Below are 24822 nucleotides of genomic sequence, written 5' to 3' on the forward strand. Positions count from 1 at the left end.
AGTTCATCGGCCCTTTTGTGCTTCGAACGTTTGCTGGCTCCTGAAGGGTTGGCGCAACAAAGCATTCGCTCAAGAGTGTAGAGCATGACTCGTGCCAGGCTAGGCTGAATAGATCAAATCATTGATTTACAAGGAGATTAAAAATTTATGGCAGGAATTTTGAGGCGGGATAATCCGGTTAACCGAACCGACCGTCAGGTCGCGTTCGGAAAACCGAATGAAATGTCGAGGCTTGGCGGAGCTTAAGGGTATTTGCGTTTGTCCGGTGCTGGCGGGAAGTATTGGTACAACCAGGTTTCGCTCAACGTGCGATCGTTGGTGCGAATGAACAACCGCAGCTCTACCGGCGCCACGCTGTCGTTGGTTGGGTACCAGTCGAAGGTGATGCGGTAGCCCTTGATGTCATCGAGCACCAGCACGTTGAAATCCTTGACCTCGCCGTTCGAGCAGGTCACCACCGGTTCGATCCCCGCGCCTGCGGGCAAGCGGTCCAGGCCTCCACCAGTAAAGTCCACGGCAAAGCGACGCGCCCAGACCGGCGGGTAATGCTCGCCCGGTGCCCAGCCTTCGATGAAACCGCCCATGCCCGACCGAGTCGCGTTGACTCGCGCCAGTGGCGTGCCGACCGGTGGCAAAGCGCTCCAGTAGAGTTTGTAGCCGTAATTCAGGGAATCGCCGGCCGCGACCGGTTTTTTCGGGGTCCAGAAGGCCACGATGTTATCGAGGGTTTCACCCGTTGTAGGAATTTCCAACAGATCGATAGAGCCTTCGCCCCACGCGGTTGTAGGCTCTACCCACAGACTTGGGCGCTTGCTGTACCAGTCGACGGTGTCTTGATAGCTGGCGAACTCGTGATCGGTCTGTACCAGGCCGAAACCTTTTGGATCTGTGTCAGCGAAGGCATTGAATTGCAGGGTCGCCGGATTATTCAGCGGGCGGCAGATCCACTCGCCGTTGCCGCGCCACATGGCCAGGCGATCAGAGTCGTGTATTTGCGGGTGAATGGTGTCGCACATGCGCCGTTCGTGGGTGCCGCAGCTGAACATGCTGGTCATTGCCGCGATGCCCAATTGTTCGATGGCAGTGCGCGCATTGATGTGGGCGTCGATGCCCATGACCACCTGATTGGCCTGGCAATCGATGTCGAAACGATAGGCGCCGGTGGCGCTCGGCGAATCCAGCAGGGCATAGACCACGAAGCGGGTGCTGTCCTTGTCGGGCGTCTCGAACCAGAACTTGGTGAAGTCCGGAAACTCTTCACGTTTCTTGGCGTAGGTATCGATCGCCAGCCCGCGAGCCGACAAACCATATTGGCCCGAAGCGTCTACCGCGCGGAAATAGCTGGCGCCGAGGAAGGACAATACGTCGTGCTTGTCCAGTTCCGGTGCCTTGAACAGCTTGAACCCGGAGAACCCCAGGTCGCCCGTGAGCTGCTTGGTGTCGACCGTGGTTTTTTCATAGTTGAACAGCGACGGGCGGAAATGGACCTCCCGCGCCTGACGGGTCTTTGGATCGACGCTGTACATGCGCACCGGCTGCTTGAAACCCATGCCGACGTGGAAAAACTGCACGTCCAGCTGACCGTTCAGGTCGTTCCACAGGGAATGGTTACCGTCGTACTGGATCGCGTTGAATTGTTGCGGCGCCATGGTCGCTAGCGTCGGCGGCAAGACCTGCTTGGTGTCTTGATAGCGACTGCTGGCAAGCTGCTTGGCCTGAATCTTCAAGGCTTCGAAGTCGAAGGCCTGAGCCTCGCCATCCGCCGTGCCGTTACCGGCCCAAGCCCGGGCAGCCAGTAGGCCGGTGGCAGACAATCCGGTGTAGGCAGCGATGGCCATGGACGCTTTGAGCAAATTCCTGCGGTGCATAAGTACAACCTGTCGTGAACAATCCCGCGCCGTTCTTGGCACGTGCTGGATCAAAAATAGAGGTTCGGACATGCCTTCGGCCAAACGCAACGGACATTAAACAGATGCCAAATAGCTTAGTCCGTTCGGTTGCAGAGGAAAAATGATTGATGGCGTGGCGATGGCGCGGCAATGAAACAAGAAGTGTCGGTGAAGTTTTCTGACAGTACATTCTGATTTATAGGGCATAACTGCTTTTTTCGACTAATTACTCTAAAAACTGCTTTTCAGCGCCGATTTACTTTCTATTCTATGCCCATGACCGACCTCTGCCCTTCAGGCCGGCGACTACAAAAAGGAGAGGGCGATGCGGTTTTTGAAGTTTTCTCGGGCTTATAGAAGGACATCGTCCATGACGAAAGTACAAGGCATCACCCAGTTGCTGGGAATCCTTCCTTGCTTGACCACTGTGCGCCGAAAGCGTCGGGTCAGTTCGGACGAGATGAAGTTGTTGGAGCGCTATCGGGAGCTGTCGGAAAGCGACCAGATTGCAATGCGGTATCTGGTGGATGCGATGAGGAGTGTTTCGAGGTTTTGAAAAGGAGAAGGCTTTGGCCGTGACACGGGTGTCGCGGTCAGATCCTACAGGGCGGTAGGAACCCGACATTTCAACAGACAAAGCTCAGGAAATTATCATGTCGACAATCATGAACAACGAGGACGAAGTCACGATTCCGAAGCCAAATGACGAGTCCCGCAAGACTGGCGCTCCAGATCAGTTCGAAGCCGCGCGAGGTAAAGCGGATATCAAATGGCGAACCGATGAACTGATGGCGCTGCTACGAGATGAGGATTGATATTTTGGAAGGCTTATGCGGAGGTTTTTTGAGAGGCTGATTAACCCAAGAGGCAGACTGTGAAGTCTGCCCCTTTTTCATTTATTCACGGCGTGGAGGAAGCGGTTGTGGCGGGTGAAGACGGTAGGGGTGTAATGCGGATGGATTTCAGACGGATTTGGTGTGTGCGTAAGCATTTTTCGACTCCATGTTGAAAAAGGAGCCGCCACTAATCCTTCGACAGATTTGGGTGCTGGCCGTTGTGGACCATCGTTTTTTTCGACGTCCAGGACGGGAGGAACAGCGGCGCGCAACAGCCAGGCAACATCTGGAAGCACTCTCGAATTCGGTAACCGGGCACTTTCGACCTAGGCTGGTGGCCCAAATGATCCGGTTACCCCGAATTCGTGGAGGCAGCAAAATGAACACCCGTGGATTGCTCGATCAGTTACTCAAATCCGGTCAGGACATGTTGCAGAACAAGGCCGGCAGTTCGCAGAACAAGGCATCAGGCGGTGGCTTGGGCGGGTTGCTCGGTGGCAGCGGTGGCTCGGGCGGCCTCGGCAGCCTGCTCTCGGGCGCGGGTGGCGGCGCACTGGCGGCCGGTGCGATGGGTCTGTTGCTGGGCAGCAAGAAGGGTCGCAATGTCGGCGGCAAGGTCCTGACCTACGGCGGCCTTGCGGCGCTGGGCGTCATTGCCTACAAGGCTTATGGCAACTGGCAGGCCCAGCAGGGCACTGCGCCGAAGACCGAGCCGCAAACCGTCGACCGCTTGCCGGCAGCGCAAGTCGAACAGCATAGCCAGGCAATTCTCGTTGCGCTGGTGGCTGCGGCCAAGGCCGATGGCCACGTCGATGAGCGCGAACGTGCGCTGATCGAAGGCGAGTTCACCAAACTCGACAATGATCAGGAACTGCAACACTGGCTGCATGCCGAGTTGAACAAGCCTCTTGATCCGACCGACGTCGCCCGCGCCGCCAGCACCCCGGAAATGGCCGCTGAAATGTACATCGCCAGTGTGATGCTGGTGGACGAGGAGAACTTCATGGAGAAGTCCTACCTCGATGAACTGGCGCGGCAGCTGAAACTTGAGTCGGGATTGAAGGCAGAGTTGGAAAAGCAGGTGCGCCAGGCTTCGGTGTAAGTCTTCAGGGCCTCTTCGCGAGCAGGCTCGCTCCCACAATAGATCTTCAGTGAGCACGAAATTTGCGTTCGACGGAGATCTCCTGTGGGAGCGAGCCTGCTCGCGAAAGCATTTTCAGGCGCACCACACCCCTCAATAGCCCAATCCCCAGCGTTTCTGCCCGGAATGAGAAATGCTGCGCAACCCTTTATAGATGCACCCCCGCCCTCGGCTATACTGCGCAGCATTTGAACCGCACCGAGGACTGACTGTGAAGAACTGGACGTTGCGCCAACGGATCCTGGCGAGCTTTGCGGTGATTATCGCCATCATGTTGCTGATGGTCGTCGTCTCATATTCCCGGCTGTTGAAGATCGAAAACAGCGAAGCCAGCGTTCGTGAAGACGCGCTTCCCGGGGTGTATTACAGCTCGATGATTCGTGGTGCCTGGGTCGACAGCTACCTCCTGACCCAGGAAATGCTCGGTTTCAGGGGGGGGGCAGGGTATCCGCGCTGAAGATACCGCCAATTTCAAAATCTTCGATGAGCATCTGCACGAGCAGATAAACAACTATCGTGGCACTGTCACCACGGATGAAGACAAGGTCGAATTCGCCGCCTTCGAAAAAAGCCATGACAGTTATGACAAGGTCCTGACCGCTTTACTCGACTTGCATCAGCGCAATCTGGAAACCGAAGCCATCAAGATGTTCAACGAGCAACTGACCCCGGCCTGGAATGCGGGTCGCGTGAAGCTCAATGACATCATCCGCGAAAACAAAGTCGTGGCCGACCAGGGCATCGTGGACATCGATAATGCCGTGGTCGAGGCAGAAGTCAGCATGGGCATTTCCTTGTTGGTTGCGGTACTGGCCGCCGGCCTCTGCGGTCTGCTGCTGATGCGCGCGATCATGGCGCCGATGAACCGGATCGTGCAGATCCTCGAAATCATGCGCACCGGCGACCTCAGCGGTCGACTGAACCTGGAGCGCAAGGACGAATTCGATGCTGTAGAAACCGGCTTCAACGACATGATGACCGAGCTGACGTCCCTGGTATCGCAGGCCCAGCGCTCCTCGGTGCAGGTCACCACCTCGGTCACCGAGATCGCCGCCACCTCCAAGCAACAACAGGCGACCGCCACCGAAACCGCCGCCACTACCACCGAAATCGGCGCGACGTCCCGTGAGATCGCCGCGACGTCCCGTGACCTGGTGCGCACCATGACCGAAGTCTCCACCGCTGCCGATCAGGCTTCGGTGGCCGCCGGCTCCGGGCAGCAAGGCCTGGCGCGTATGGAAGAAACCATGCACTCGGTGATGGGCGCAGCCGATCTGGTGAACGCCAAACTGGCGATCCTCAACGAGAAGGCCGGCAACATCAATCAGGTGGTCGTGACCATCGTCAAAGTCGCCGATCAGACCAATCTGCTGTCGCTGAACGCGGCGATTGAGGCCGAGAAGGCCGGTGAATACGGTCGCGGCTTTGCCGTGGTCGCCACCGAAGTACGGCGGCTGGCGGACCAGACCGCGGTCGCCACGTACGACATCGAGCAAATGGTGCGCGAGATTCAGTCGGCGGTGTCGGCCGGGGTCATGGGCATGGACAAGTTCTCCGAAGAAGTGCGCCGCGGCATGTCCGAGGTGCAGCAGGTGGGCGAGCAGCTGTCGCAGATCATCCATCAGGTCCAGGCGCTGGCGCCGCGGGTGTTGATGGTCAATGAAGGCATGCAGGCCCAGGCCACGGGCGCCGAACAGATCAACCATGCGCTGGTGCAATTGGGCGATGCCAGCAGCCAGACCGTCGAGTCCTTGCGTCAGGCCAGTTTCGCCATCGACGAACTGAGCCAGGTGGCGGTCGGGCTGCGTAGCGGCGTTTCGCGATTCAAAGTCTGATGAGCGAACTCACGGCCAAACGCATCGCCGTGAAGCCGGCGCTGCAATCATTGTTTCTGGTATTCCGCATCGGCAACGAGCGCTATGCCTTGCAGGCGATCGAGGTGGCGGAAGTGCTGCCGCGCCTGCCGTTGAAACCTATCCCGCGCGCGCCGGACTGGGTCGCCGGGGTGTTCGCCTATCGCGGCGCAGTGGTGCCGGTGATCGACCTCAGTGCACTGACCTTCGGCCAACCGGCCCAGGCCCGGACCAGCACTCGGTTGGTGCTGGTCAATTATCGTCCGGATGAAACCGCTGAGGCCCAGTTGCTCGGGCTGATTCTGGAGCAGGCCACCGACACCTTGCGGTGCACCCCGGCGGACTTTCAACCCTATGGCCTGGACAATCGGCAGGCGCCGTACCTCGGGCCTGTGCGAGAAGATGCGCAAGGACTGCTGCAATGGGTGCGGGTCGCCGATCTGCTGGATGATCAGGTTCGCGCGCTGCTGTTTCCGGCGCAGCCGTTGGACCTGACGCTGCTTGAGGAGCGGCCATGAGCAGCGATCAGCGATTTTTTGATTTCCTCAAAGAACGCATCGGCCTCGATGTGACCTCGGTGGGGCCTGCGATTATCGAACGTGCGGTGCGCCAGCGCAGCACGGCGTCAAAGGCACTGACGGCCGATGAGTATTGGCACACCTTGCAAGGTTCCCGCGACGAGCAGCAGGCGCTGATTGAAGCGGTGATCGTTCCTGAGACCTGGTTTTTCCGTTACCCGGAATCCTTCGCCACCCTGGCGAAACTGGCCGTCAAGCGGCTGGCCGAGATCAACAACATGCGTGCCCTGCGGATTCTCAGCCTGCCGTGTTCCACCGGCGAAGAACCGTATTCCATCGCCATGGCCCTGCTCGATGCTGGATTAAAGCCACATCAGTTCAAGGTCGACGGCATGGACGTCAGCCCGTTGTCGGTGGAAAAAGCCCGGCGTGCGCTGTACGGCAAGAACTCCTTTCGCGGTCAGGACATCGAATTTCGCGAGCGGCATTTCACCGCCGAAAGCGACGGTTATCGCCTCAGCGGGCGAGTGCTTGAGCAAGTGCGTTTGCAGGTCGGCAATCTGCTCGATCCGGCGTTGTTGGCCAGCGAACCGCCCTACGACTTCGTGTTCTGCCGCAACCTGCTGATCTATTTCGATCAATCGACCCAGCAGCAAGTTTTCGAAGTGCTCAAGCGGCTGACCCATGTCGACGGCGTGTTGTTTATCGGCCCGGCCGAGGGCAGTTTGCTGGGGCGCTTTGGCATGCGTTCGATCGGTATCGCGCAGTCCTTTGCCTTCAGACGCCAGAGCGCGCCTGAGCCCCAGCCTTTGCCGACTTTCATTCCGATCCCGCTGCCGGTGCGCCAACCGGTGCGCAGCGTGACACCGGCGCCCGTTTGCAGCCGACCCTTCGCAATGGTGGCGCCGCTACCTGTCGCGACGAAAACGGCTAACCCGGATGCTGCCGCATTGCTGGCGAACATCGCCGCACTGGCCAACGAAGGCAAAAGCGTCGAGGCCCGTACCGCGTGCGATAGCTACTTGCGCAGTCACGAACCAGCGGCCCAGGTCTTTTACTGGCTGGGCTTGCTCAGCGATGTCGCTGGCAGCACTTTTGAGGCCCAGGGTTTTTATCGCAAGGCGTTGTACCTCGAACCGCAACATCCCGACGCGTTGATGCACCTGGCAGCATTGCTGCAATCCCAGGGTGACACGACGGGTGCCAGACGATTGCAGGCCCGCGCCGCCCGCAGCGAACGTGCCGCTGACAGTGAGCGTAATCGATGATCGCCTCCGACACCTTTAGCGTCACCCATGAAGATGCCCAGACCATCGACGATTGCTGGAACCGCATCGGTATCCACGGCGACAAGTCTTGCCCACTGCTGATCGAGCATATTCACTGCCGCAATTGCGCGGTGTACTCGGCCGCCGCGACGCGTTTGCTCGACCGCTACGCGTTGCAGCAGGAAGATCGCGGGCAAGTCTCCACGGCGGTCGAGAGCGACGTGAAAACCCGCTCGCTATTGATGTTCCGCCTCGGTGAAGAATGGCTGGCTCTGGCCACGCGCAGTCTGGTGGAAGTGGCGCCGCTGCAAGCGATTCACTCCTTGCCGCACCAGCGCTCCCGGGCGTTGCTCGGCGTGGCGAATGTACGCGGCGCTTTGGTGGCGTGCCTCTCTTTGGTTGAGTTGCTGGGGCTGGACGGCGTCAGCAGCGTGGCGTCTGGTGCGCGAGTCATGCCGCGGATGCTGATCATCGCTGCCCACGGTGGGCCGGTGGTGGTGCCGGTGGACGAAGTGGACGGGATTCACGCCATCGACGAGCACATCCTTGATGCAGCGTCCCGGTCGGGAACCCAGGTCAGCGCCAAATACACCCGTGGCGTGTTGCAATTCAAAGGTCGCAGCCTGCGTTGGCTGGATGAAGAACAGCTGCTGTCCGCGGTGACCCGGAGCCTCACATGACCCCCGAGCAATTGCGCGACGCCTCGTTGCTGGAACTCTTCAGTCTGGAAGCCGAGGCCCAGACCCAAGTGCTGAGCGCAGGACTGTTGGCCCTTGAGCGCGATCCGACACAGGCCGATCACCTCGAATCGTGCATGCGTGCGGCGCACTCGCTCAAGGGGGCTGCGCGGATCGTCGGCGTGGATGCAGGCGTCAGTGTCGCTCATGTGATGGAGGATTGCCTGGTCAGCGCCCAGGAAGGGCGCTTGTATCTGCGACCCGAACACATTGATGCGCTGTTGCAAGGCACCGATTTGCTGATGCGCATCGCCACGCCGAACAACAATCCAGAGCTTGCGGATATCGAGGCTTACGTGGCCCTGATGGCGCGGTTGCTTGATCCGATGGCGGCGCGTGCGCCGGTCACTGCACCTGCCGCACCAGTGATGGCGGAACTTCAGCTCGAAGCGTCGGCGCTAACAGTTGAAACGCCGGTCGCGGTAGCTGAACCGGTGGAGGCGCTGCGCAAAAACAAGCGCACCACCGAAAACGGTGAGCGAGTGCTGCGCGTCACGGCCGAACGTTTGAACAGCCTGCTCGACCTGTCCAGCAAATCCCTGGTGGAAACCCTGCGGCTCAAACCGCACCTGGCCACCATGCAGCGGCTCAAGCGCACGCAGAGTAGTGGCCTGCGGGCTCTGGAGAACCTCAACGTTCATCTCAAGGAACATACCTTGAGCCTCGAGGCCCGGGAAGCGCTCGAAGATGCCCGCCGGTTACTGGCTGAATCCCAGCAATTGCTGGTGGAAAAAAACGCCGAGCTGGATGAGTTCGCCTGGCAGGCCAGTCAGCGAGCGCAAGTGTTATACGACACGGCTTTGGCCTGTCGCATGCGGCCCTTTGCCGATGTATTGACCGGGCAAGTGCGCATGGTGCGTGACCTCGGTCGCAGCCTCGGCAAGCAAGTGCGGCTGGAGATCGAGGGTGAAAAGACCCAGGTCGATCGCGACGTACTGGAAAAACTCGAAGCGCCGTTGACACACCTGCTGCGCAACGCCGTCGATCACGGCATCGAAACCCCTGAACAACGTCTGTTGGCCGGCAAGCCGGCTGAAGGTTTGATCCGTCTGCGCGCCTCCCATCAGGCGGGTCTGCTGGTGATGGAACTGAGCGATGACGGCAATGGCGTCGATCTGGAAAAGGTCCGCAGCAGCATCATCGAACGCCAATTGTCCCCGGCTGAGACCGCAGCGCAGTTGAGCGAAGAGGAACTGCTGACCTTCCTGTTTTTACCGGGCTTCAGCCTGCGGGACACGGTCACCGAAGTCTCCGGACGCGGCGTCGGTCTGGATGCGGTTCAGCACATGGTTCGCCAGGTGCGTGGCGCGGTGGTGCTGGAGCAGACGGCGGGCGAGGGCAGTCGCTTCCATCTCGAAGTGCCGCTGACCCTGTCGGTGGTGCGCAGCCTGGTGGTGGAAGTCGGCGACGAGGCCTATGCCTTCCCGCTGGCCCACATCGAACGCATGTGCGATCTGGAGCGGGCGGACATCGTTCAGGTCGAAGGCCGGCAACATTTTTGGTACGAAGGCCGGCACGTCGGGCTGGTGGCGGCCAGCCAACTGTTGCAGCGCCCGGCGAGCCAGAACAGTCAGCAAACCCTCAAAGTCGTGGTGATCCGCGAGCGCGAGGCGATCTACGGCGTGGCAGTCGAGCGTTTTATCGGCGAGCGGACGTTGGTGGTATTGCCGCTGGATGAGCGTCTGGGCAAAGTGCAGGACATTTCCGCCGGGGCCTTGCTTGATGACGGTTCTGTGGTGCTGATCGTCGATGTCGAAGACATGCTGCGTTCGGTGGATAAACTGCTCAATACCGGGCGTCTGGAGCGGATTGCCCGTCACAGCAATCAGGTGGTGGAAGCCGCGCGCAAACGGATCCTGGTGGTCGACGATTCCCTGACCGTGCGCGAATTGCAGCGCAAACTGTTGCTCAATCGCGGGTACGACGTGGCTGTGGCAGTCGACGGTATGGATGGCTGGAATGCGCTGCGTTCGGAGGATTTCGATCTGCTGATCACCGACATTGATATGCCGCGCATGGACGGCATTGAACTGGTGTCTTTATTGCGTCGGGACAATCGCCTGCAATCGCTGCCGGTTATGGTGGTGTCCTACAAGGATCGCGAAGAAGACCGTCGTCGTGGGCTGGACGCCGGAGCTGACTATTATCTAGCCAAAGCCAGTTTTCATGACGATGCCCTGCTCGATGCAGTGGTTGAGCTCATCGGGGGAGCGCGGGCATGAAAATCGCTATCGTCAACGACATGCCCATGGCGGTAGAGGCCCTGCGCCGCGCCTTGGCGTTCGAGCCGGCGCACGAGGTGGTCTGGGTCGCCAGTAATGGGGCCGAGGCGGTGCAGCGTTGCGCTGAAAATACGCCGGATCTGATTCTGATGGACCTGATCATGCCCGTGATGGATGGCGTGGAGGCGACCCGGCGGATCATGGCTGATACGCCGTGCGCAATTGTCATCGTTACGGTCGACCGCGAGCAGAACGTGCATCGGGTGTTCGAAGCCATGGGCCACGGAGCGCTGGATGTGGTCGATACGCCGGCCCTCGGTGCCGGTAATGCGGCGGAGGCAGCAGCCCCGTTACTGCGCAAAATCATGAACATCGGTTGGCTGATCGGTGATCGAGGCAATCGGGAGCGACCGGCACCGAGCCCGCAACGCAGCTCGGCCTCGCGCCAGCGTCTGATCGCGATCGGTTCGTCCGCTGGCGGGCCGGCCGCGCTGGAAGTATTGCTCAAAGGCCTGCCGCGAGATTTTTCGGCGGCCATCGTATTGGTGCAGCACGTTGACCAGGTGTTCGCCGCCGGCATGGCCGAATGGCTGAGCAGTGCCAGCGGCCTGAACGTGCGCCTGGCTCAGGAAGGCGAGCCACCGCAGGCCGGCACCGTGTTGCTGGCCGGCACTAACCATCATATTCGGTTGTTGAAAAACGGCACGCTGGCCTACACCGCCGAACCGGTCAACGAGATCTACCGGCCCTCGATCGATGTGTTTTTCGAGAGCGTGGCCAGTTACTGGAGCGGCGATGCCATAGGCGTTTTGTTGACTGGCATGGGGCGCGATGGCGCGCAGGGGCTTAAACTCATGCGCCAACAAGGTTACCTGACCATCGCTCAGGATCAGCACAGCAGTGCGGTATACGGAATGCCCAAAGCGGCAGCGGCCATCGACGCAGCTATGGAAGTTCGCCCACTGGACAAGATAGCGCCACGATTGCTGGAGATTTTCTCTAAATGAAGCATTTTCAGAGCAATCCTGGCCCAAGTAGTAATCAGGTGATCGCACATGAATAATTTACAGCCCGACGACTTCAAAACCGACGAAAACGCCGCCATGGTGTTATTGGTGGACGATCAGGCGATGATCGGCGAGGCGGTGCGCCGCGGTTTGTCGAACGAAGACAATATCGACTTCCATTTCTGCGCCGACCCGCACCAGGCCATCGCCCAGGCGATCCGCATCAAACCGACGGTGATCCTCCAGGATCTGGTGATGCCCGGTCTTGACGGCTTGAGTCTGGTGCGCGAGTACCGCAACCATCCGGCGACCAAGAACATCCCGATCATCGTCCTGTCGACCAAGGAAGACCCGCTGATCAAAAGCGCGGCGTTCGCGGCCGGGGCCAACGATTACCTCGTCAAGCTGCCGGACAACATCGAACTGGTGGCGCGCATCCGCTATCACTCGCGCTCCTATATGACCTTGTTGCAGCGCGATGCGGCTTACCGCGCGTTGCGGGTCAGCCAGCAGCAGCTGCTCGACACCAATCTTGTGCTGCAGCGTTTGATGAACTCCGACGGCTTGACCGGGCTGTCGAACCGCCGACACTTCGATGAATACCTGGAACTGGAGTGGCGCCGTTCGCTGCGCGATCAAACACAACTGTCACTGCTGATGATCGATGTCGACTACTTCAAGTCCTACAACGACAGCTTTGGTCACCTGGAAGGCGATGAGGCTCTGCGTAAAGTCGCCACCGCGATTCGCGACGCCAGCGCCCGGCCTTCGGACCTGCCGGCCCGTTACGGCGGTGAAGAGTTTGTCCTGGTGCTGCCCAATACCACGCCGGGCGGTGCGCGACTGGTGGCGGAAAAACTGCGCCTGACCGTGGCCGCGCTGAAGATTCCACACATTTTCCCCGTCGAAGGTTCGAGCCTGACCATCAGCATCGGCCTGTCGACCATGATCCCGCAGCCGGGCAGCGATTGCCGGCAACTGATCTCGGCGGCGGACAAGGGGCTGTATCTGGCGAAGAACAATGGGCGTAATCAGGTGGGGATCGAATAACCTCACAACCCCACCTCGCTCTGTAGCACCGTAGCAGCTGTCGAGCCCCGCGAGGCGGCGTTCGGCGGCGAAGCCGTCGTAAAACCATACAGCGCGGTCTTCCAGACAAACCGCGTACACAGGCTTAGCGAGGACTTCGTCCTCGAACGCGGCCTCGCGGGGCTCGACCGCTGCTACAAGTGTTCGCCCTTCAGCAAAAACCATTCGCCGCTAAAGCCGCCAGGCGGGCTGCCGTGACAGCTTGATTACGTTATACTCGCCGGCTTTCAAAAGTTCGCCAACGAGTGCTGCCCGCCATGGAAATCAACCCGATCCTTAACAGTATCAAGGACCTGTCCGAGCGCTCCGAAACTATTCGGGGGTATCTTTGACTACGATCAAAAGCATGAGCGTCTGACTGAAGTCAATCGCGAGCTTGAAGATCCGAATGTCTGGAACAACCCCTCGTACGCTCAGGAACTGGGTCGCGAGCGCTCGCTGCTGGCGCAGATCGTCGAAACCCTCGACGAAATGCACACCGGCCTGGCCGATGCCAAAGAGCTGCTGCTGATGTCCGCCGAAGAAGAAGACCAGGCGGCCGTCGATGACGTCGCAACCGAAGTCGAGCGTCTTCGCGAGTCCCTGGAAAAACTCGAATTCCGTCGCATGTTCAGCGGTGAGATGGACGCCAACAACGCCTACCTGGACATCCAGGCCGGCTCCGGCGGTACCGAGGCCCAGGACTGGGCCAACATCCTGCTGCGCATGTACCTGCGCTGGGCTGACAAACGCGGTTTCGACGCGACCATCATGGAGCTGTCGGCCGGTGAAGTCGCCGGTATCAAAGGCGCGACCATCCACATCAAGGGCGAATACGCCTTTGGCTGGTTGCGTACCGAAATCGGCGTGCACCGTCTGGTGCGCAAGAGCCCGTACGATTCCGGTAACCGTCGCCACACCTCGTTCTCGGCCGTGTTCGTGTCGCCGGAAATCGATGACAACATCGAAATCGACATCAACCCGTCGGACCTGCGCATCGACACCTACCGCTCCTCCGGTGCCGGTGGTCAGCACGTAAACACCACCGACTCGGCCGTACGTATTACCCACGTACCGACCAACACCGTGGTCAGCTGCCAGAACGAACGCTCCCAGCACGCCAACAAAGACACCGCGATGAAAATGTTGCGGGCGCGCTTGTACGAGCAGGAAGTGCAGAAACGCAATGCTGCCTCCCAAGCCATGGAAGACACCAAGTCGGATATCGGCTGGGGTCACCAGATTCGCTCGTACGTGCTCGACCAGTCGCGAATCAAGGATTTGCGCACTAACGTCGAACGCAGCGACTGCGACAAGGTGCTCGACGGCGACATCGACGAATACTTGGTGGCCAGCCTGAAGCAAGGGCTTTAAGGCCCGCGCTACAGGATCACCACGATCCTGTAGGAGCGTGGCTTGCCCGCGAACCCCGGCGAATGCCGGGGGTAACGAACCTGATGGAATATCTAAAGACATGAGCGACCTACAACTCGACCCGCAAGCCCTGCAACAGGAAGAAAACTCCCTGATCGCCCTGCGCAAGGAAAAGCTTGCTGCCGAGCGCGCCAAGGGCCAGGCCTTCCCCAACGACTTCCGTCGTGATGCTTACTGCGAAGACTTGCAGAAACAGTACGCGGACAAGACCAAGGAAGAGCTGGCAGAGGCTGCGATCCCGGTCAAGGTTGCCGGTCGCATCATGCTCAACCGTGGCTCGTTCATGGTGATCCAGGACATGACCGGTCGCATTCAGGTCTACGTCAACCGTAAAACCCTGTCCGAAGAAACCCTGGCCTCGGTGAAAACCTGGGACATGGGCGACATCATCGCCGCTGTTGGCACCCTGGCGCGTTCCGGCAAGGGCGACCTGTACGTCGAAATGACTGAAGTGCGCCTGCTGACCAAGTCCCTGCGTCCGCTGCCGGATAAACACCACGGCCTGACCGACACCGAACAGCGCTATCGCCAGCGTTACGTCGACCTGATCGTCAACGAAGAAGTGCGCCAGACCTTCCGCGTACGTTCGCAAGTGATTGCGCACATCCGCAGCTTCCTGATGCAGCGTGACTTCCTGGAAGTGGAAACGCCGATGCTGCAAACCATTCCGGGTGGCGCGGCAGCCAAGCCGTTCGAAACTCACCACAACGCGCTGGACCTGGAAATGTTCCTGCGTATCGCGCCTGAGTTGTACCTCAAGCGTCTGGTGGTCGGTGGTTTTGAAAAGGTCTTCGAGATCAACCGCAACTTCCGTAACGAAGGCGTTTCGACTCGTCACAACCCTGAATTCACCATGTTGGAGTTCTACCAGGCTTACGCCGACTACGAAGACAACATGGACCTGACCGAAGAACTGTTCCGCGAATTGGCGCAGCTGGTTCTGGGCAGCACCGACGTGCCGTACGGCGACAAGGTGTTCCACTTCGGCGAACCGTTCGTGCGTCTGTCGGTGTTCGACTCGATCCTCAAGTACAACCCTGAGCTGACCGCTGACGACCTGACCGACATCGAAAAGGCTCGCGCCATCGCCAAGAAGGCCGGCGCCAAGGTGCTGGGCTTCGAAGGTCTGGGCAAACTGCAGGTGATGATTTTCGAAGAACTGGTCGAGCACAAGCTGGAGCAGCCGCACTTCATCACCCAGTACCCGTTCGAAGTGTCGCCACTGGCCCGCCGCAACGACGAGAATCCGAACGTCACCGACCGTTTCGAACTGTTCATCGGTGGCCGTGAAATCGCCAACGCCTACTCCGAGTTGAACGACGCGGAAGACCAGGCCGAGCGCTTCATGGCTCAGGTGGCTGACAAGGACGCCGGCGACGACGAGGCCATGCACTACGACGCCGATTTCGTTCGCGCGCTGGAGTACGGCATGCCGCCGACGGCCGGTGAAGGGATCGGCATCGACCGTCTGGTGATGCTGCTGACCAACTCCCCGTCGATCCGCGACGTGATCCTGTTCCCGCACATGCGGCCGCAAGCGTAAGTGTTTCAATAAAAAAAGCCGCCTAAAACAGGCGGCTTTTTATTGCCTGTCTGGTACAAACGTATCAATTGGTTACTTTTGAAGTAAGAGAGGAATACCTGTCGTGAACCGTGCAATTGCTCAAGAGGGTGCAGCGGACGTCGCCACGGCGGTCGCTGAAAGTGTTCAGTATCAGGGTCGCAAGGCCAGCCGACAGGGCAGCGAGCAGCGTCGACAGGACATTCTTGATGCGGCGATGCGCATTGTCGTGCGCGATGGCGTGCGGGCCGTGCGTCACCGTGCGGTGGCCGCCGAAGCCGGTGTGCCGCTGTCGGCCACTACTTACTACTTCAAGGATATCGATGACTTGCTCACCGATACCTTTGCCCAATACGTGGAACGCAGCGCGGCGTTCATGGCCAAGTTGTGGGCCAACAACGAAGGCTTGCTGCGCGAAATGGTTGCCTACGGTGACGGCAGCCCTGAATCCCGTTCGCAATTGGCCGACGACATTGCCCGGCTGACGTCCGACTATGTGCACCGCCAGTTGCAGACCCGCCGCGAACATTTGATGGCCGAGCAGGCGTTCCGTCAGGAGGCGCTGTTGAACCCGCGTCTGGCGGAGTTGGTGCGCTCGCATCAGCAAATTCTGCTACAGGGAACCTGCCATTTTTTCGAGGTGTTGGGTTCCCGCGAGCCACGACAAGATGCCAAAGTGTTGACGGCGATTATCGGACGGATGGAATATCAGGGCCTGCTCAACGACGCCGAGCCTGTCGCCGAAGTGGAAATGCTCGGTATCCTCACGCGGTATATGCACCTGGTATTGGCGTCGGTGTAACCCTTGTGGGCGCCACACCTCCTGTGGGAGTGAGCCTGCTCGCGATAGCGGTTTAACATTCAACATTGATGTTGGCTGACACACCGCTATCGCGAGCAGGCTCACTCCCACAGGGGGCGGTGTTCACTTGAGGTCCGCGTGTATTCAAAGGGAGTGTTGAATGAAAGCCTGGCGTGTCGTTGTGATCGCCTTGTCGTTCCTGCTGCTCAGTGGCTGTCTGGTGACCTTCAAGGAGCCTATGCCCGACAGTGAGCCCGTGCCCAAAGGGTTGCTCGGCAAATGGACCAGCACCAACGCCTGGGGCGAGCCGCTGAACCTTACGCTGACGCGCATTGGCGACAATCACTATCAGGCGGTCAGCTACTTCAGGGCCAAGCCCAAGGAACGCGAAGCCTATCCCTTCACGGTGTCGCGCCATGGCAGTCGCTGGTACCTGTCGGCGAAGGTGCCTGCGCAGTTCGGTGGGCATTTCACCCTCTTGGGTTTCGAACTCACCGATAAGCATGAACTGGTGGTCTACAACCTCGACCTTGAGCAGATCAACCAAGCCCTCAGGCAAAAGGTCCTGAGTGGCGAAAGCTTCCAGACCGACGAAGGTGACGGCGTACTGGTCAACACCAGCATGGACCAGGTATTCGCCTACCTCGACGACCCGGCCAATTCCGATGTGTTCGTCGAAGCGGTGCGCTATCAGCGCCTGGCCAAAGCCAAATAACCCAGCATGTAACGGTTTCTACAGGAGTTTCGGGTGGACGATTACCAGCAGTCGATACGCATTTTGTCCGATCGCATTGTGCTGGCACAGACGCCGATCCGCGTCCTTGATGCGGTCAAGTGGGACGACACCGTTCGCAAAGGTTTCCTCAAGGCCAAGGGCAAGGAAATGCCGGCGGTGGACCGCGATTACTACCTGAATCGGCCGCTGTCCTTCGACTCCAGCAAAGTGAAACTGGAATTCCAGAACATCGAGCGCGACATCACCCGTCAGCTCGGCCAGTTCAACCCGGTCGGCCAGATCATGCGTCGCATGTGCAAGGAATACCGGATGGTGGTGCGCATGCTCGAAGCGCGCGGCACCGAAGATTTCGGACTGATTTCCCAGGAACTGTACGGCGCAGCGTCCGATGCGTTCCACGCCGGCGACCCGACCCTGTCCGACCTGGGCCTGATGCTCTCCGATTACCTGAACAACATCGACGGCCGCGGAGACCTGAAGGACGAGCCGAAAATCCTCACCGCCAAGGACGCCGTACATTTGTTGCAAACCCGGTTGAGCAAGGTGTTTGGCGAGGCCGAGGAAACCATTCGGGTGTTCGAGTCCGACGGCATCGTTGCCGATGCGGCGGCTGGCGCCGACTACATCAAGATTCGCACCGACGCGATGTTCAACGAGCGTGACGTGCGCGCCCTGGAAGTCCACGAAGGGCTGGTGCATGTGGGCACAACGCTAAACGGTCTGAACCAGCCGATCTGCACCTTTCTTTCCAAAGGCCCGCCGTCGTCCACCGTGACCCAGGAAGGCCTGGCGATCCTGATGGAGATCATCACCTTTGCCTCCTACCCGAGTCGCCTGCGCAAACTGACCAACCGCACTCGCGCCATTCATATGGTGGAGGAGGGCGCCGATTTTTTGCAGATATTCGAGTTCTTCCGCGAGCAAGGTTTCGAAATGGCCGAAAGCTACGGCAACGCCAGTCGGGTGTTCCGCGGTTCGGTGCCAACCGGTCTACCGTTTACCAAAGACTTGTCCTACCTCAAGGGCTTTATCATGGTTTACAACTACATTCAGTTAGCCGTGCGTAAAGGCAAGCTTGAGCAGATACCGCTGCTGTTTTGCGGCAAGACCACGCTGGAAGACATGCGCACGTTGCGCCAATTGGTGGATGAAGGAATGGTGGTGCCGCCCAAGTATCTGCCCGAGCAGTTCCGTGACTTGAACGCGCTGTCGGCGTGGATGTGTTTCTCCAACTTCCTCAATCACCTGAGCCTGGACCGGATCGAAGCGGATTACTCGAATATCCTTTAAGGCTGGAGAACATTCCCACAGGATAATTTGTTGTCCACAGGAATTTGTTCAAACCCCATTTTGTCGCGAGGTTTCAACGGATGAGAATCCTCGGCATTTTCTGCCTGCTTCTGACCCTCGGCGGTTGTAGCTCGCTGCTGTTCTACCCCGAGCCCGGCCAGTTGTTTACCCCGGAAAAAGCCAAACTCGAATACCGCGATGTCACCTTGATCACCGCCGACGGCCTCAAACTGCACGGCTGGTGGCTGCCGGCGAAAAAAGGTGTCGAGGTCAAAGGCACGGTGCTGCACCTGCACGGCAACGGCGGCAACCTGCCCATGCATCTTGGGGGAAGCTGGTGGTTGCCGGCGGAAGGTTATCAAGTGCTGCTGGTGGACTATCGCGGTTATGGCCTGTCACAAGGTGAACCGAGTTTGCCGGCGATCTATCAGGACATCGATGCCGCGTTCAAATGGCTCGACCAGGCGCCGGAGGTCAAGGGCAAGCCGTTGATCCTCCTGGGCCAGAGCCTCGGCGGTTCGATGGCCGTTCACTATCTGGTTCAACACCCCGAACGGCAGAAACAACTCAAGGCCGTCGTCCTCGACGGCGTGCCCGCCAGTTACCGCAGTGTCGGTCGCTATGCGTTGAGCAACTCTTGGGTGTTCTGGACGTTCCAGGTCCCGCTATCGTGGCTGGTGCCGGATGGCGACAGCGCGATCAACTCCATGGCGCAGCTCAATGGCGTACCGAAACTGATCTACCACAGCATCGACGATCCGATCGTGCCCCTTTCCAACGGCATCCGTCTGTATCAAGCTGCGCCGCCGCCGCGAGTGCTGCAACTGACCCGTGGTGGTCATGTGCAGACGTTCGCCGACCCGGTCTGGCGCACAGTCATGCTGCGTTATCTCGATGACCCGCAGCATTTCAACGGTTTGCGCCGACTGGGTGAAGTCCCGAATTATCCGGCGCCGAAAAATTCTGAAGATGAACCACCAGAGAGTCCGCAATGAGTGAAGAACGTAACGCCATCCCGCTGATCATCACCGGTATCTGCAGCATCCTCGGCACCGTCGGGGCCCTGTGGTTCTACGGTTACCTGCACTTCGCAAAGCCTGAGGATGCGCTGCTGCTCAGCGATTTCACCATGCTCAAGACGGTGCCGGGCGAAGACTACAAAGTCTCCCTGCAACCGGCCCCGCAAGTAGCTCAGTGTATCGACGGCGTGCTGGTGATGTTCGACACCGAACAGAAAGGCCTGACCGGCGTATTGGTCAACAACAAGAAGAAAGCGGTGCGCTGCATGGGCGAGGAACCCCCGCAAAAACTCGAGCAGTAATCTCGGTCTGTGTTCACCGCAGACCCAATGTGGGAGCGGGGTTGAGTGATCGCCCAACAAAAAGCCCCACCTGATCAGATCAGGCGGGGCTTTTGTTTACCGCAACAGCTGTTTAATGCTTGTTGGCGCTAATCGCCGAACGTGGAATCACCGGCTGGTTGTCGTTGGAGATCGTCACTTCCACCCGACGATTCATCGCCCGACCCGAGACGCTGGAGTTCTCCGCCACCGGGTATTCCTTGCCGTAACCCTGGGCAACGATGCGCGCTGGATCAACGCCCATCTTCACCAGTGCCATGCGCACGGAACCGGCGCGACGCTCGGACAGCGACTGGTTGTGGCTCGCCGTACCAGTACTGTCGGTGTAACCCTCGACGATCACTTTACGGTCCGGGTTTTCCTGAAGGAACTGAGCCAGTTTGTTGATATTCACCAGACCGCTGGATTTCAGGTCGGCCCTGTCGGTGGCGAACAGCACATCACCGAAGGTCACCAGCGTCCCGCGATCGGTCTGCTTGGCGTTCAGGCTGTCCTGCAACTGCTTGATCTGCGTGTCGCGGGCATCCAGACGCGCTTGGGCACGTTGCGCGGAGGCATTTTTCAGATTGGCTTCAGCGGTGCGCAGAGCGATGGTCTGCTTCGCCACTTCAACACGCTGATTGGTCAGGTAAGCCAGTTGATCGACCGTGTTCTGGTCTTCCTTGTCCATGTAGGCCTTGTCGGCCTTATCCAGGTAATCGCTGGCGTCTTTGGTTTCCAGCGCCGCGACTTTGCTGGCTTGCGGGTTGGCTTGCAGGCCGGTGTAGTTGGTGCGGGCCTGTTCCAGGTTTGCATTCGGTGGCGTGGAGCAAGCAGCCAATGCGACGCTTGCGGCCAGGAGAGCGGGGATCATCAATTGTTTGCGCATAATGGTTTCGTCCTTTTAGTCGAATAAGAAGTACGTCGTGCCGCGCCGCTTACTGCACGGTGCGCTGGCTTTCCTGACGCAGTTCCTGAACTCCTTTCTGAGAGTCCTTCACAGCCTGTTCGGCTTTCATCGCCTGGGCTTTGCGTTCCGCCACACGAGCGTCCCACTCGGCCTGCTCGGCCAACACTTTGGCCTCGGCATACTTTTTGTCGTGCATGGCGATTTCGGCTTGTTTGAGCTTGTCCTGGGCGGACTTCATTTCCACTGCGGCGAATTCGGTACCGCCAGCGCTGACCGCGCCATTGACGGCGGATTGGGTCACGGCGAATTGCTCGGTCGGCGGGTTACCGGCGCAACCGGCCAGAACAAAGCTGCTGCCGATTGCCAGGGCAGCCAGCTTCAGGCCGCGCAGATGATTGAACGAGGATTTGGCAGTTCGGGTTTTCATGGTCTTCAACTCCATTGGAATAACTCCTGAAAAACTTAAAAATCCATGCTGGGCAAGGAGCCGTAACCGTCAATTTCCGGGGGTGTTTTGAAACGGCCGTCCCAGGCGTGGTTAATGGCTGTGACCCGAGGGGTTTTTCAAAAGTTCAGAGAAGATGGCTCATTGCCGGAAAAAACCTTGATCGAGCGGACAAGGCTCTAAGTCGGGAACTTTGGCGGTGCGCAGCGGTATTCCCGACCTTTTTTAGGTGGGTAATACGCAATTATTGAAGGGCGCAGCAACGCTTGTGGGCGCGAGCCTGCTCACCAAAGCGGTCGTTCAGTCAACCTGATGTTGAATGCACTGACGCCTTCGCGAGCAGTCTCGCTCCCACAGATTCATCCCGGCGGGATCAGTGTTTTTGTTTGTCGTTACCGGCCGACAAATCGTGCAAGTGGCGACGGGACAACGCGAGAAAACGCGGGGTCGGACCGACGTCTTCGTACAGCGGATCGCCTTCTTCGTCGGTGGCCACGACGGTCGACCCTTTTACATACGGGAAGCTCTTCTCGAGCTCTTCCAGAGCGGCGCCAATCAATTCGCCGAGCAGCTCTTCGGGATGCCGTTTGGGGTACATCTCGATAATCGCCGCCAGCCGAGCGGCGGCCTCCACATCCAGATGTATCGAGTATCCGGTGTCGGTCAGGCGACCCTTGGCGTTTTCTTCCCAATGATGGGCAAGCTGGCGGATTTTCATAGTGACCTCAGTGCGCTCCTGCTCGTGGCAGGCCGTGTGAATGTCCGGCAGTGGCCGGCGGCAGCCGTTGTACGGCTTACTCTTCAGACTAGCTTCAACGCACAAGGTTTAAAGTCCCTTCGTCGTCTGCTTGTAAGAACCGCCTCAGGGCGGCACTCTTTATGCTCATAGCCGCCCGGATTTTTGCTGGAGAACTGCTGATGACCGATATTGATGCACGCTTGCGCGAGGATGTTCACCTGTTGGGTGAGCTGTTGGGCAACACCATTCGTGAACAGTACGGGGACGGCTTTCTCGACAAGATCGAGCAGATCCGCAAGGGCGCCAAGGCCGACCGTCGCGGTTCGATGGACGCCGAGCTGAGCGCCAGTCTCAACCAATTGAGCGAAGAAGAGTTGCTGCCGGTAGCGCGGGCGTTCAACCAGTTTCTGAACCTGGCCAATATCGCCGAGCAATATCAGCTGATTCACCGTCGCGAAGAATCGCAGCCTGCGCCATTCGAAGCGCGGGTCCTGCCGCAATTGCTTGCTCGCCTGCTTGCCGAAGGTCATGGCGCCGAATCGCTGGCCCTGCAATTGGGACGGCTGGAAATCGAGCTTGTACTGACGGCACACCCGACTGAAGTAGCGCGCCGCACGCTGATCCAGAAGTACGACGCGATCGCCGCGCAACTGGCCGCGCAGGATCATCGCGACCTGACCACTGCCGAACGTGAGCAGATCCAGGCGAAATTGCAGCGCCTGATCGCCGAAGCCTGGCACACCGAAGAAATCCGCCGCACCCGCCCGACGCCTGTCGATGAAGCCAAATGGGGTTTTGCGGTGATCGAACATTCGCTGTGGCAGGCGATTCCCAACTATTTGCGCAAGGCCGATAAAGCGCTGCATGACGCCACCGGCCTGCATCTGCCGCTGGAAGCTGCACCGATTCGCTTCGCCTCTTGGATGGGCGGCGACCGGGATGGCAACCCCAATGTGACGGCTGCCGTGACCCGTGAAGTGCTGTTGCTGGCGCGCTGGATGGCGGCTGACTTGTACCTGCGGGATGTCGATCAACTCGCAGCTGATTTGTCGATGCAGCAGGCCAGTGACGACTTGAAGGTCAAGGCCGGAGACAGCGCCGAACCTTACCGCGCGGTACTTAAACAATTGCGCGAACGCCTGCGCGCAACGCGTAACTGGGCTCACACCTCCTTGACGGTGACGACACCTGCACCCGCCGACGTTCTGCAAAACAATCGCGACCTGCTCGATCCGCTGGAGCTTTGCTACCACTCGTTGCATGAGTGCGGCATGGGCGTGATCGCTGATGGGCCGCTGCTCGATTGCCTGCGTCGGGCAGTGACTTTCGGGCTGTTCCTGGTGCGGCTCGATGTGCGTCAGGACTCGTCGCGGCACTCGGCTGCGATGACTGAAATCACCGACTACCTGGGTTTGGGGCGCTACGAAGACTGGAGCGAGGAAGAGCGGATCGCCTTCCTGATGCGCGAACTGAACAACCGTCGGCCGTTGCTGCCGGCGTATTTCAAACCGTCCGCCGACACCGCCGAAGTGCTGGCGACCTGCCGGGAAATCGCCGCGGCACCGGGCGCATCTCTCGGTTCTTATGTGATCTCCATGGCCGGCGCCGCTTCCGACGTGCTGGCGGTGCAGCTGCTGCTCAAAGAGGCCGGGGTATTGCGGCCGATGCGCGTGGTGCCGCTGTTCGAAACCCTCGCCGACCTCGACAACGCCGGCCCGGTGATTGAAAAACTGTTGCTGCTGCCGGGGTATCGCGCGCGCCTGCAAGGGCCGCAGGAAGTGATGATCGGTTACTCCGACTCGGCCAAGGACGCCGGCACCACGGCGGCGGCCTGGGCGCAGTATCGGGCGCAGGAACGCTTGGTCGACATCTGCCGCGAGCAGCAAGTGGAGCTGCTGTTGTTCCATGGTCGCGGTGGCACCGTGGGCCGTGGCGGCGGCCCGGCGCACGCGGCGATTTTGTCGCAGCCACCGGGTTCGGTGGCAGGGCGTTTCCGGACCACCGAGCAGGGAGAAATGATTCGTTTCAAATTCGGCCTACCGGACATCGCCGAGCAGAATCTCAATCTGTACCTGGCGGCGGTACTGGAAGCAACCTTGCTGCCACCGCCACCACCGGAGCCAGCCTGGCGCCACTTGATGGACGAATTGGCGGCAGATGGTGTCAGCGCTTACCGCGCCGTGGTGCGGGAAAATCCGCAATTCGTCGAGTATTTCCGCCAGTCCACTCCGGAACAGGAATTGGGCCGTTTGCCGTTGGGCAGCCGTCCGGCCAAGCGCCGCGCCGGCGGGATCGAAAGCCTGCGGGCAATTCCATGGATCTTCGGCTGGACCCAGATGCGCCTGATGTTGCCGGCCTGGCTCGGCTGGGAAGCGGCCCTGAGCAAGGCGCTGGAGCGCGGTGAAGGTGAGCTGCTGGGGCAAATGCGCGAGCAGTGGCCATTCTTCCGCACCCGCATCGATATGCTGGAAATGGTGTTGGCCAAGGCGGACGCCGATATCGCCCGGTCCTACGATGAGCGCTTGGTCGAGCCGGATCTGCTTCCTTTGGGTGCGCATTTACGCGACCTATTGTCGCAGGCGTGCTCGGTGGTCCTGGGGCTGACTGGTCAGTCGCAGCTACTGGCACATAGCCCAGACACGCTCGAATTCATCCGCTTGCGTAACACTTACCTCGACCCTCTTCATCTATTGCAGGCCGAATTGTTGGCGCGCTCGCGGCAGCAGGAAGTGGCGCAGGGTAGCCCGGTAGAACAGGCGCTGCTGGTGTCTGTGGCGGGGATTGCCGCCGGTTTGCGTAATACCGGCTAAGGTTTTCGTCGTGGGGGAAGGCACCCGGCGCGAGCGTCGAGTGCCTTTGCAGGGAGCGGCTGAAAAGTGCTGCAAGGCGACAGTTAATGACGGGGTTGCGACTTGGGGTACCCCATCCAAAGGTCACATAAGTCGCGGGTTTCTCCGACTTTCGGCGGCTTGTGTGGTCAGGGCCTGCTGTGTATCTTGATCAGCCTTTGGCCGTTTGGGCGGTCAC

At 59.5% G+C, this 24822-nt stretch carries 22 protein-coding genes and 1 pseudogene; 19 read left to right on the top strand and 4 right to left on the bottom strand.

Features of this window, described 5'->3' with window-relative positions; translation table 11 throughout:
- Window positions 1-242 precede the first annotated feature (242 nt).
- On the bottom strand, window positions 243-1868 hold the full coding sequence (locus FQ185_RS25695) for a glucan biosynthesis protein D (RefSeq protein WP_149419887.1): 1626 nt from the start codon (window positions 1866-1868) through the stop codon (window positions 243-245).
- A 391-nt stretch (window positions 1869-2259) separates the two neighbouring features.
- On the opposite strand from FQ185_RS25695, the gene FQ185_RS25700 reads away from it, so the two are divergent.
- The 18 genes and pseudogenes from FQ185_RS25700 (at window position 2260) to FQ185_RS25785 (ending at window position 19683) form a co-directional block, all read left to right on the top strand.
- Entirely contained in the window at window positions 2260-2445 is a 186-nt protein-coding gene (locus FQ185_RS25700) for a hypothetical protein (RefSeq protein WP_149419888.1), read from the top strand.
- A 97-nt stretch (window positions 2446-2542) separates the two neighbouring features.
- Window positions 2543-2704, top strand: coding sequence for a hypothetical protein (locus FQ185_RS30270; RefSeq protein ID WP_178113601.1), 162 nt, complete (start codon window positions 2543-2545; stop codon window positions 2702-2704).
- A gap of 400 nt (window positions 2705-3104) precedes the next feature.
- Window positions 3105-3827, top strand: a complete 723-nt coding sequence (locus FQ185_RS25710; RefSeq protein WP_149419889.1) for a tellurite resistance TerB family protein — start codon at window positions 3105-3107, stop codon at window positions 3825-3827.
- Window positions 3828-4077: 250 nt separating this feature from the next.
- Window positions 4078-4322 (top strand): annotated as a pseudogene (locus FQ185_RS31200) (methyl-accepting chemotaxis protein); the annotation flags it as partial.
- Between the two features lie 35 nt (window positions 4323-4357).
- Window positions 4358-5701 carry a methyl-accepting chemotaxis protein gene (locus tag FQ185_RS25720; RefSeq protein WP_371926679.1) on the top strand — a complete coding sequence of 448 codons (1344 nt, stop codon included), beginning with the start codon at window positions 4358-4360 and terminating at the stop codon, window positions 5699-5701.
- Window positions 5701-6237 (top strand): chemotaxis protein CheW, encoded by a 537-nt coding sequence (locus FQ185_RS25725; RefSeq protein WP_149419890.1) that lies wholly within the window; start codon window positions 5701-5703, stop codon window positions 6235-6237. Before FQ185_RS25720 ends, FQ185_RS25725 begins: the two co-directional genes overlap by 1 nt.
- Entirely contained in the window at window positions 6234-7505 is a 1272-nt protein-coding gene (locus FQ185_RS25730; protein WP_149419891.1) for a CheR family methyltransferase, read from the top strand. The genes FQ185_RS25725 and FQ185_RS25730 overlap by 4 nt, the downstream gene beginning before the upstream one ends.
- Window positions 7502-8185 carry a chemotaxis protein CheW gene (locus tag FQ185_RS25735; RefSeq protein WP_149419892.1) on the top strand — a complete coding sequence of 228 codons (684 nt, stop codon included), beginning with the start codon at window positions 7502-7504 and terminating at the stop codon, window positions 8183-8185. The genes FQ185_RS25730 and FQ185_RS25735 overlap by 4 nt, the downstream gene beginning before the upstream one ends.
- Entirely contained in the window at window positions 8182-10464 is a 2283-nt protein-coding gene (locus FQ185_RS25740; RefSeq protein ID WP_149419893.1) for a hybrid sensor histidine kinase/response regulator, read from the top strand. The genes FQ185_RS25735 and FQ185_RS25740 overlap by 4 nt, the downstream gene beginning before the upstream one ends.
- Window positions 10461-11471 carry a chemotaxis response regulator protein-glutamate methylesterase gene (locus FQ185_RS25745; RefSeq protein WP_149419894.1) on the top strand — a complete coding sequence of 337 codons (1011 nt, stop codon included), beginning with the start codon at window positions 10461-10463 and terminating at the stop codon, window positions 11469-11471. The genes FQ185_RS25740 and FQ185_RS25745 overlap by 4 nt, the downstream gene beginning before the upstream one ends.
- 48 nt (window positions 11472-11519) lie before the next feature.
- Complete coding sequence (locus FQ185_RS25750) at window positions 11520-12521, top strand: diguanylate cyclase domain-containing protein (protein WP_149419895.1); 1002 nt, start codon at window positions 11520-11522, stop codon at window positions 12519-12521.
- Window positions 12522-12817: 296 nt separating this feature from the next.
- Window positions 12818-13913, top strand: a protein-coding gene (gene prfB / locus FQ185_RS25755) for a peptide chain release factor 2 (protein ID WP_149419896.1) whose coding sequence is annotated in 2 segments (ribosomal slippage) — window positions 12818-12889 and window positions 12891-13913 — 1095 coding nt in all. Because the reading frame shifts where the segments join, the coding sequence is not laid out codon by codon here.
- A 100-nt stretch (window positions 13914-14013) separates the two neighbouring features.
- The gene (gene lysS / locus FQ185_RS25760) at window positions 14014-15516 is read left to right on the top strand and encodes a lysine--tRNA ligase (protein WP_149419897.1); all 1503 of its coding nucleotides are present in this window, start codon (window positions 14014-14016) and stop codon (window positions 15514-15516) included.
- Between the two features lie 103 nt (window positions 15517-15619).
- A complete protein-coding gene (locus FQ185_RS25765) occupies window positions 15620-16336 on the top strand; it encodes a TetR/AcrR family transcriptional regulator (RefSeq protein ID WP_149419898.1) in 717 nt (238 codons plus the stop codon).
- Window positions 16337-16496: 160 nt separating this feature from the next.
- Complete coding sequence (locus FQ185_RS25770; RefSeq protein ID WP_149419899.1) at window positions 16497-17051, top strand: hypothetical protein; 555 nt, start codon at window positions 16497-16499, stop codon at window positions 17049-17051.
- A gap of 33 nt (window positions 17052-17084) precedes the next feature.
- Window positions 17085-18362 carry a flavohemoglobin expression-modulating QEGLA motif protein gene (locus tag FQ185_RS25775; protein WP_149419900.1) on the top strand — a complete coding sequence of 426 codons (1278 nt, stop codon included), beginning with the start codon at window positions 17085-17087 and terminating at the stop codon, window positions 18360-18362.
- A gap of 80 nt (window positions 18363-18442) precedes the next feature.
- Window positions 18443-19357, top strand: coding sequence for an alpha/beta hydrolase (locus tag FQ185_RS25780; protein WP_149419901.1), 915 nt, complete (start codon window positions 18443-18445; stop codon window positions 19355-19357).
- Window positions 19354-19683 (top strand): hypothetical protein, encoded by a 330-nt coding sequence (locus FQ185_RS25785; protein ID WP_149419902.1) that lies wholly within the window; start codon window positions 19354-19356, stop codon window positions 19681-19683. Before FQ185_RS25780 ends, FQ185_RS25785 begins: the two co-directional genes overlap by 4 nt.
- 112 nt (window positions 19684-19795) lie before the next feature.
- Here FQ185_RS25785 and FQ185_RS25790 read toward each other — a convergent pair whose 3' ends face one another.
- The 3 genes from FQ185_RS25790 to FQ185_RS25800 all read right to left on the bottom strand — a co-directional run bounded on the left by FQ185_RS25790 (window position 19796) and on the right by FQ185_RS25800 (window position 21774).
- Window positions 19796-20590, bottom strand: a complete 795-nt coding sequence (locus FQ185_RS25790) for an OmpA family protein (protein WP_149419903.1) — start codon at window positions 20588-20590, stop codon at window positions 19796-19798.
- Between the two features lie 49 nt (window positions 20591-20639).
- Window positions 20640-21053: a DUF4398 domain-containing protein gene (locus tag FQ185_RS25795; RefSeq protein ID WP_149419904.1), complete on the bottom strand. Its 414-nt coding sequence runs from the start codon at window positions 21051-21053 to the stop codon at window positions 20640-20642.
- Between the two features lie 376 nt (window positions 21054-21429).
- The gene (locus FQ185_RS25800) at window positions 21430-21774 is read right to left on the bottom strand and encodes a pilin assembly protein (RefSeq protein ID WP_149419905.1); all 345 of its coding nucleotides are present in this window, start codon (window positions 21772-21774) and stop codon (window positions 21430-21432) included.
- Between the two features lie 200 nt (window positions 21775-21974).
- Here FQ185_RS25800 and ppc point away from each other — a divergent pair, with 200 nt between their 5' ends.
- A complete protein-coding gene (gene ppc / locus FQ185_RS25805) occupies window positions 21975-24605 on the top strand; it encodes a phosphoenolpyruvate carboxylase (RefSeq protein WP_149419906.1) in 2631 nt (876 codons plus the stop codon).
- Window positions 24606-24822 lie beyond the last annotated feature (217 nt).

The sequence above is a fragment of the Pseudomonas sp. ANT_H12B genome, assembly GCF_008369325.1.
Taxonomy (GTDB): Bacteria; Pseudomonadota; Gammaproteobacteria; order Pseudomonadales; family Pseudomonadaceae; genus Aquipseudomonas.

Bases quoted from the DNA above. Each gene is read 5' to 3' on its own strand.
- FQ185_RS25785 (WP_149419902.1), top strand. From the start codon at position 19,354: ATGAGTGAAGAACGTAACGCCATCCCGCTGATCATCACCGGTATCTGC.
- FQ185_RS25735 (WP_149419892.1), top strand. From the start codon at position 7,502: ATGATCGCCTCCGACACCTTTAGCGTCACCCATGAAGATGCCCAGACC.
- FQ185_RS25790 (WP_149419903.1), bottom strand. From the start codon at position 20,590: ATGCGCAAACAATTGATGATCCCCGCTCTCCTGGCCGCAAGCGTCGCA.
- FQ185_RS25795 (WP_149419904.1), bottom strand. From the start codon at position 21,053: ATGGAGTTGAAGACCATGAAAACCCGAACTGCCAAATCCTCGTTCAAT.
- FQ185_RS25730 (WP_149419891.1), top strand. From the start codon at position 6,234: ATGAGCAGCGATCAGCGATTTTTTGATTTCCTCAAAGAACGCATCGGC.
- lysS (WP_149419897.1), top strand. From the start codon at position 14,014: ATGAGCGACCTACAACTCGACCCGCAAGCCCTGCAACAGGAAGAAAAC.
- ppc (WP_149419906.1), top strand. From the start codon at position 21,975: ATGACCGATATTGATGCACGCTTGCGCGAGGATGTTCACCTGTTGGGT.
- FQ185_RS25700 (WP_149419888.1), top strand. From the start codon at position 2,260: ATGACGAAAGTACAAGGCATCACCCAGTTGCTGGGAATCCTTCCTTGC.
- FQ185_RS25725 (WP_149419890.1), top strand. From the start codon at position 5,701: ATGAGCGAACTCACGGCCAAACGCATCGCCGTGAAGCCGGCGCTGCAA.
- FQ185_RS25770 (WP_149419899.1), top strand. From the start codon at position 16,497: ATGAAAGCCTGGCGTGTCGTTGTGATCGCCTTGTCGTTCCTGCTGCTC.
- FQ185_RS25745 (WP_149419894.1), top strand. From the start codon at position 10,461: ATGAAAATCGCTATCGTCAACGACATGCCCATGGCGGTAGAGGCCCTG.
- FQ185_RS25750 (WP_149419895.1), top strand. From the start codon at position 11,520: ATGAATAATTTACAGCCCGACGACTTCAAAACCGACGAAAACGCCGCC.
- FQ185_RS25710 (WP_149419889.1), top strand. From the start codon at position 3,105: ATGAACACCCGTGGATTGCTCGATCAGTTACTCAAATCCGGTCAGGAC.
- FQ185_RS25800 (WP_149419905.1), bottom strand. From the start codon at position 21,774: ATGAAAATCCGCCAGCTTGCCCATCATTGGGAAGAAAACGCCAAGGGT.
- FQ185_RS25740 (WP_149419893.1), top strand. From the start codon at position 8,182: ATGACCCCCGAGCAATTGCGCGACGCCTCGTTGCTGGAACTCTTCAGT.
- FQ185_RS30270 (WP_178113601.1), top strand. From the start codon at position 2,543: ATGTCGACAATCATGAACAACGAGGACGAAGTCACGATTCCGAAGCCA.
- FQ185_RS25695 (WP_149419887.1), bottom strand. From the start codon at position 1,868: ATGCACCGCAGGAATTTGCTCAAAGCGTCCATGGCCATCGCTGCCTAC.
- FQ185_RS25780 (WP_149419901.1), top strand. From the start codon at position 18,443: ATGAGAATCCTCGGCATTTTCTGCCTGCTTCTGACCCTCGGCGGTTGT.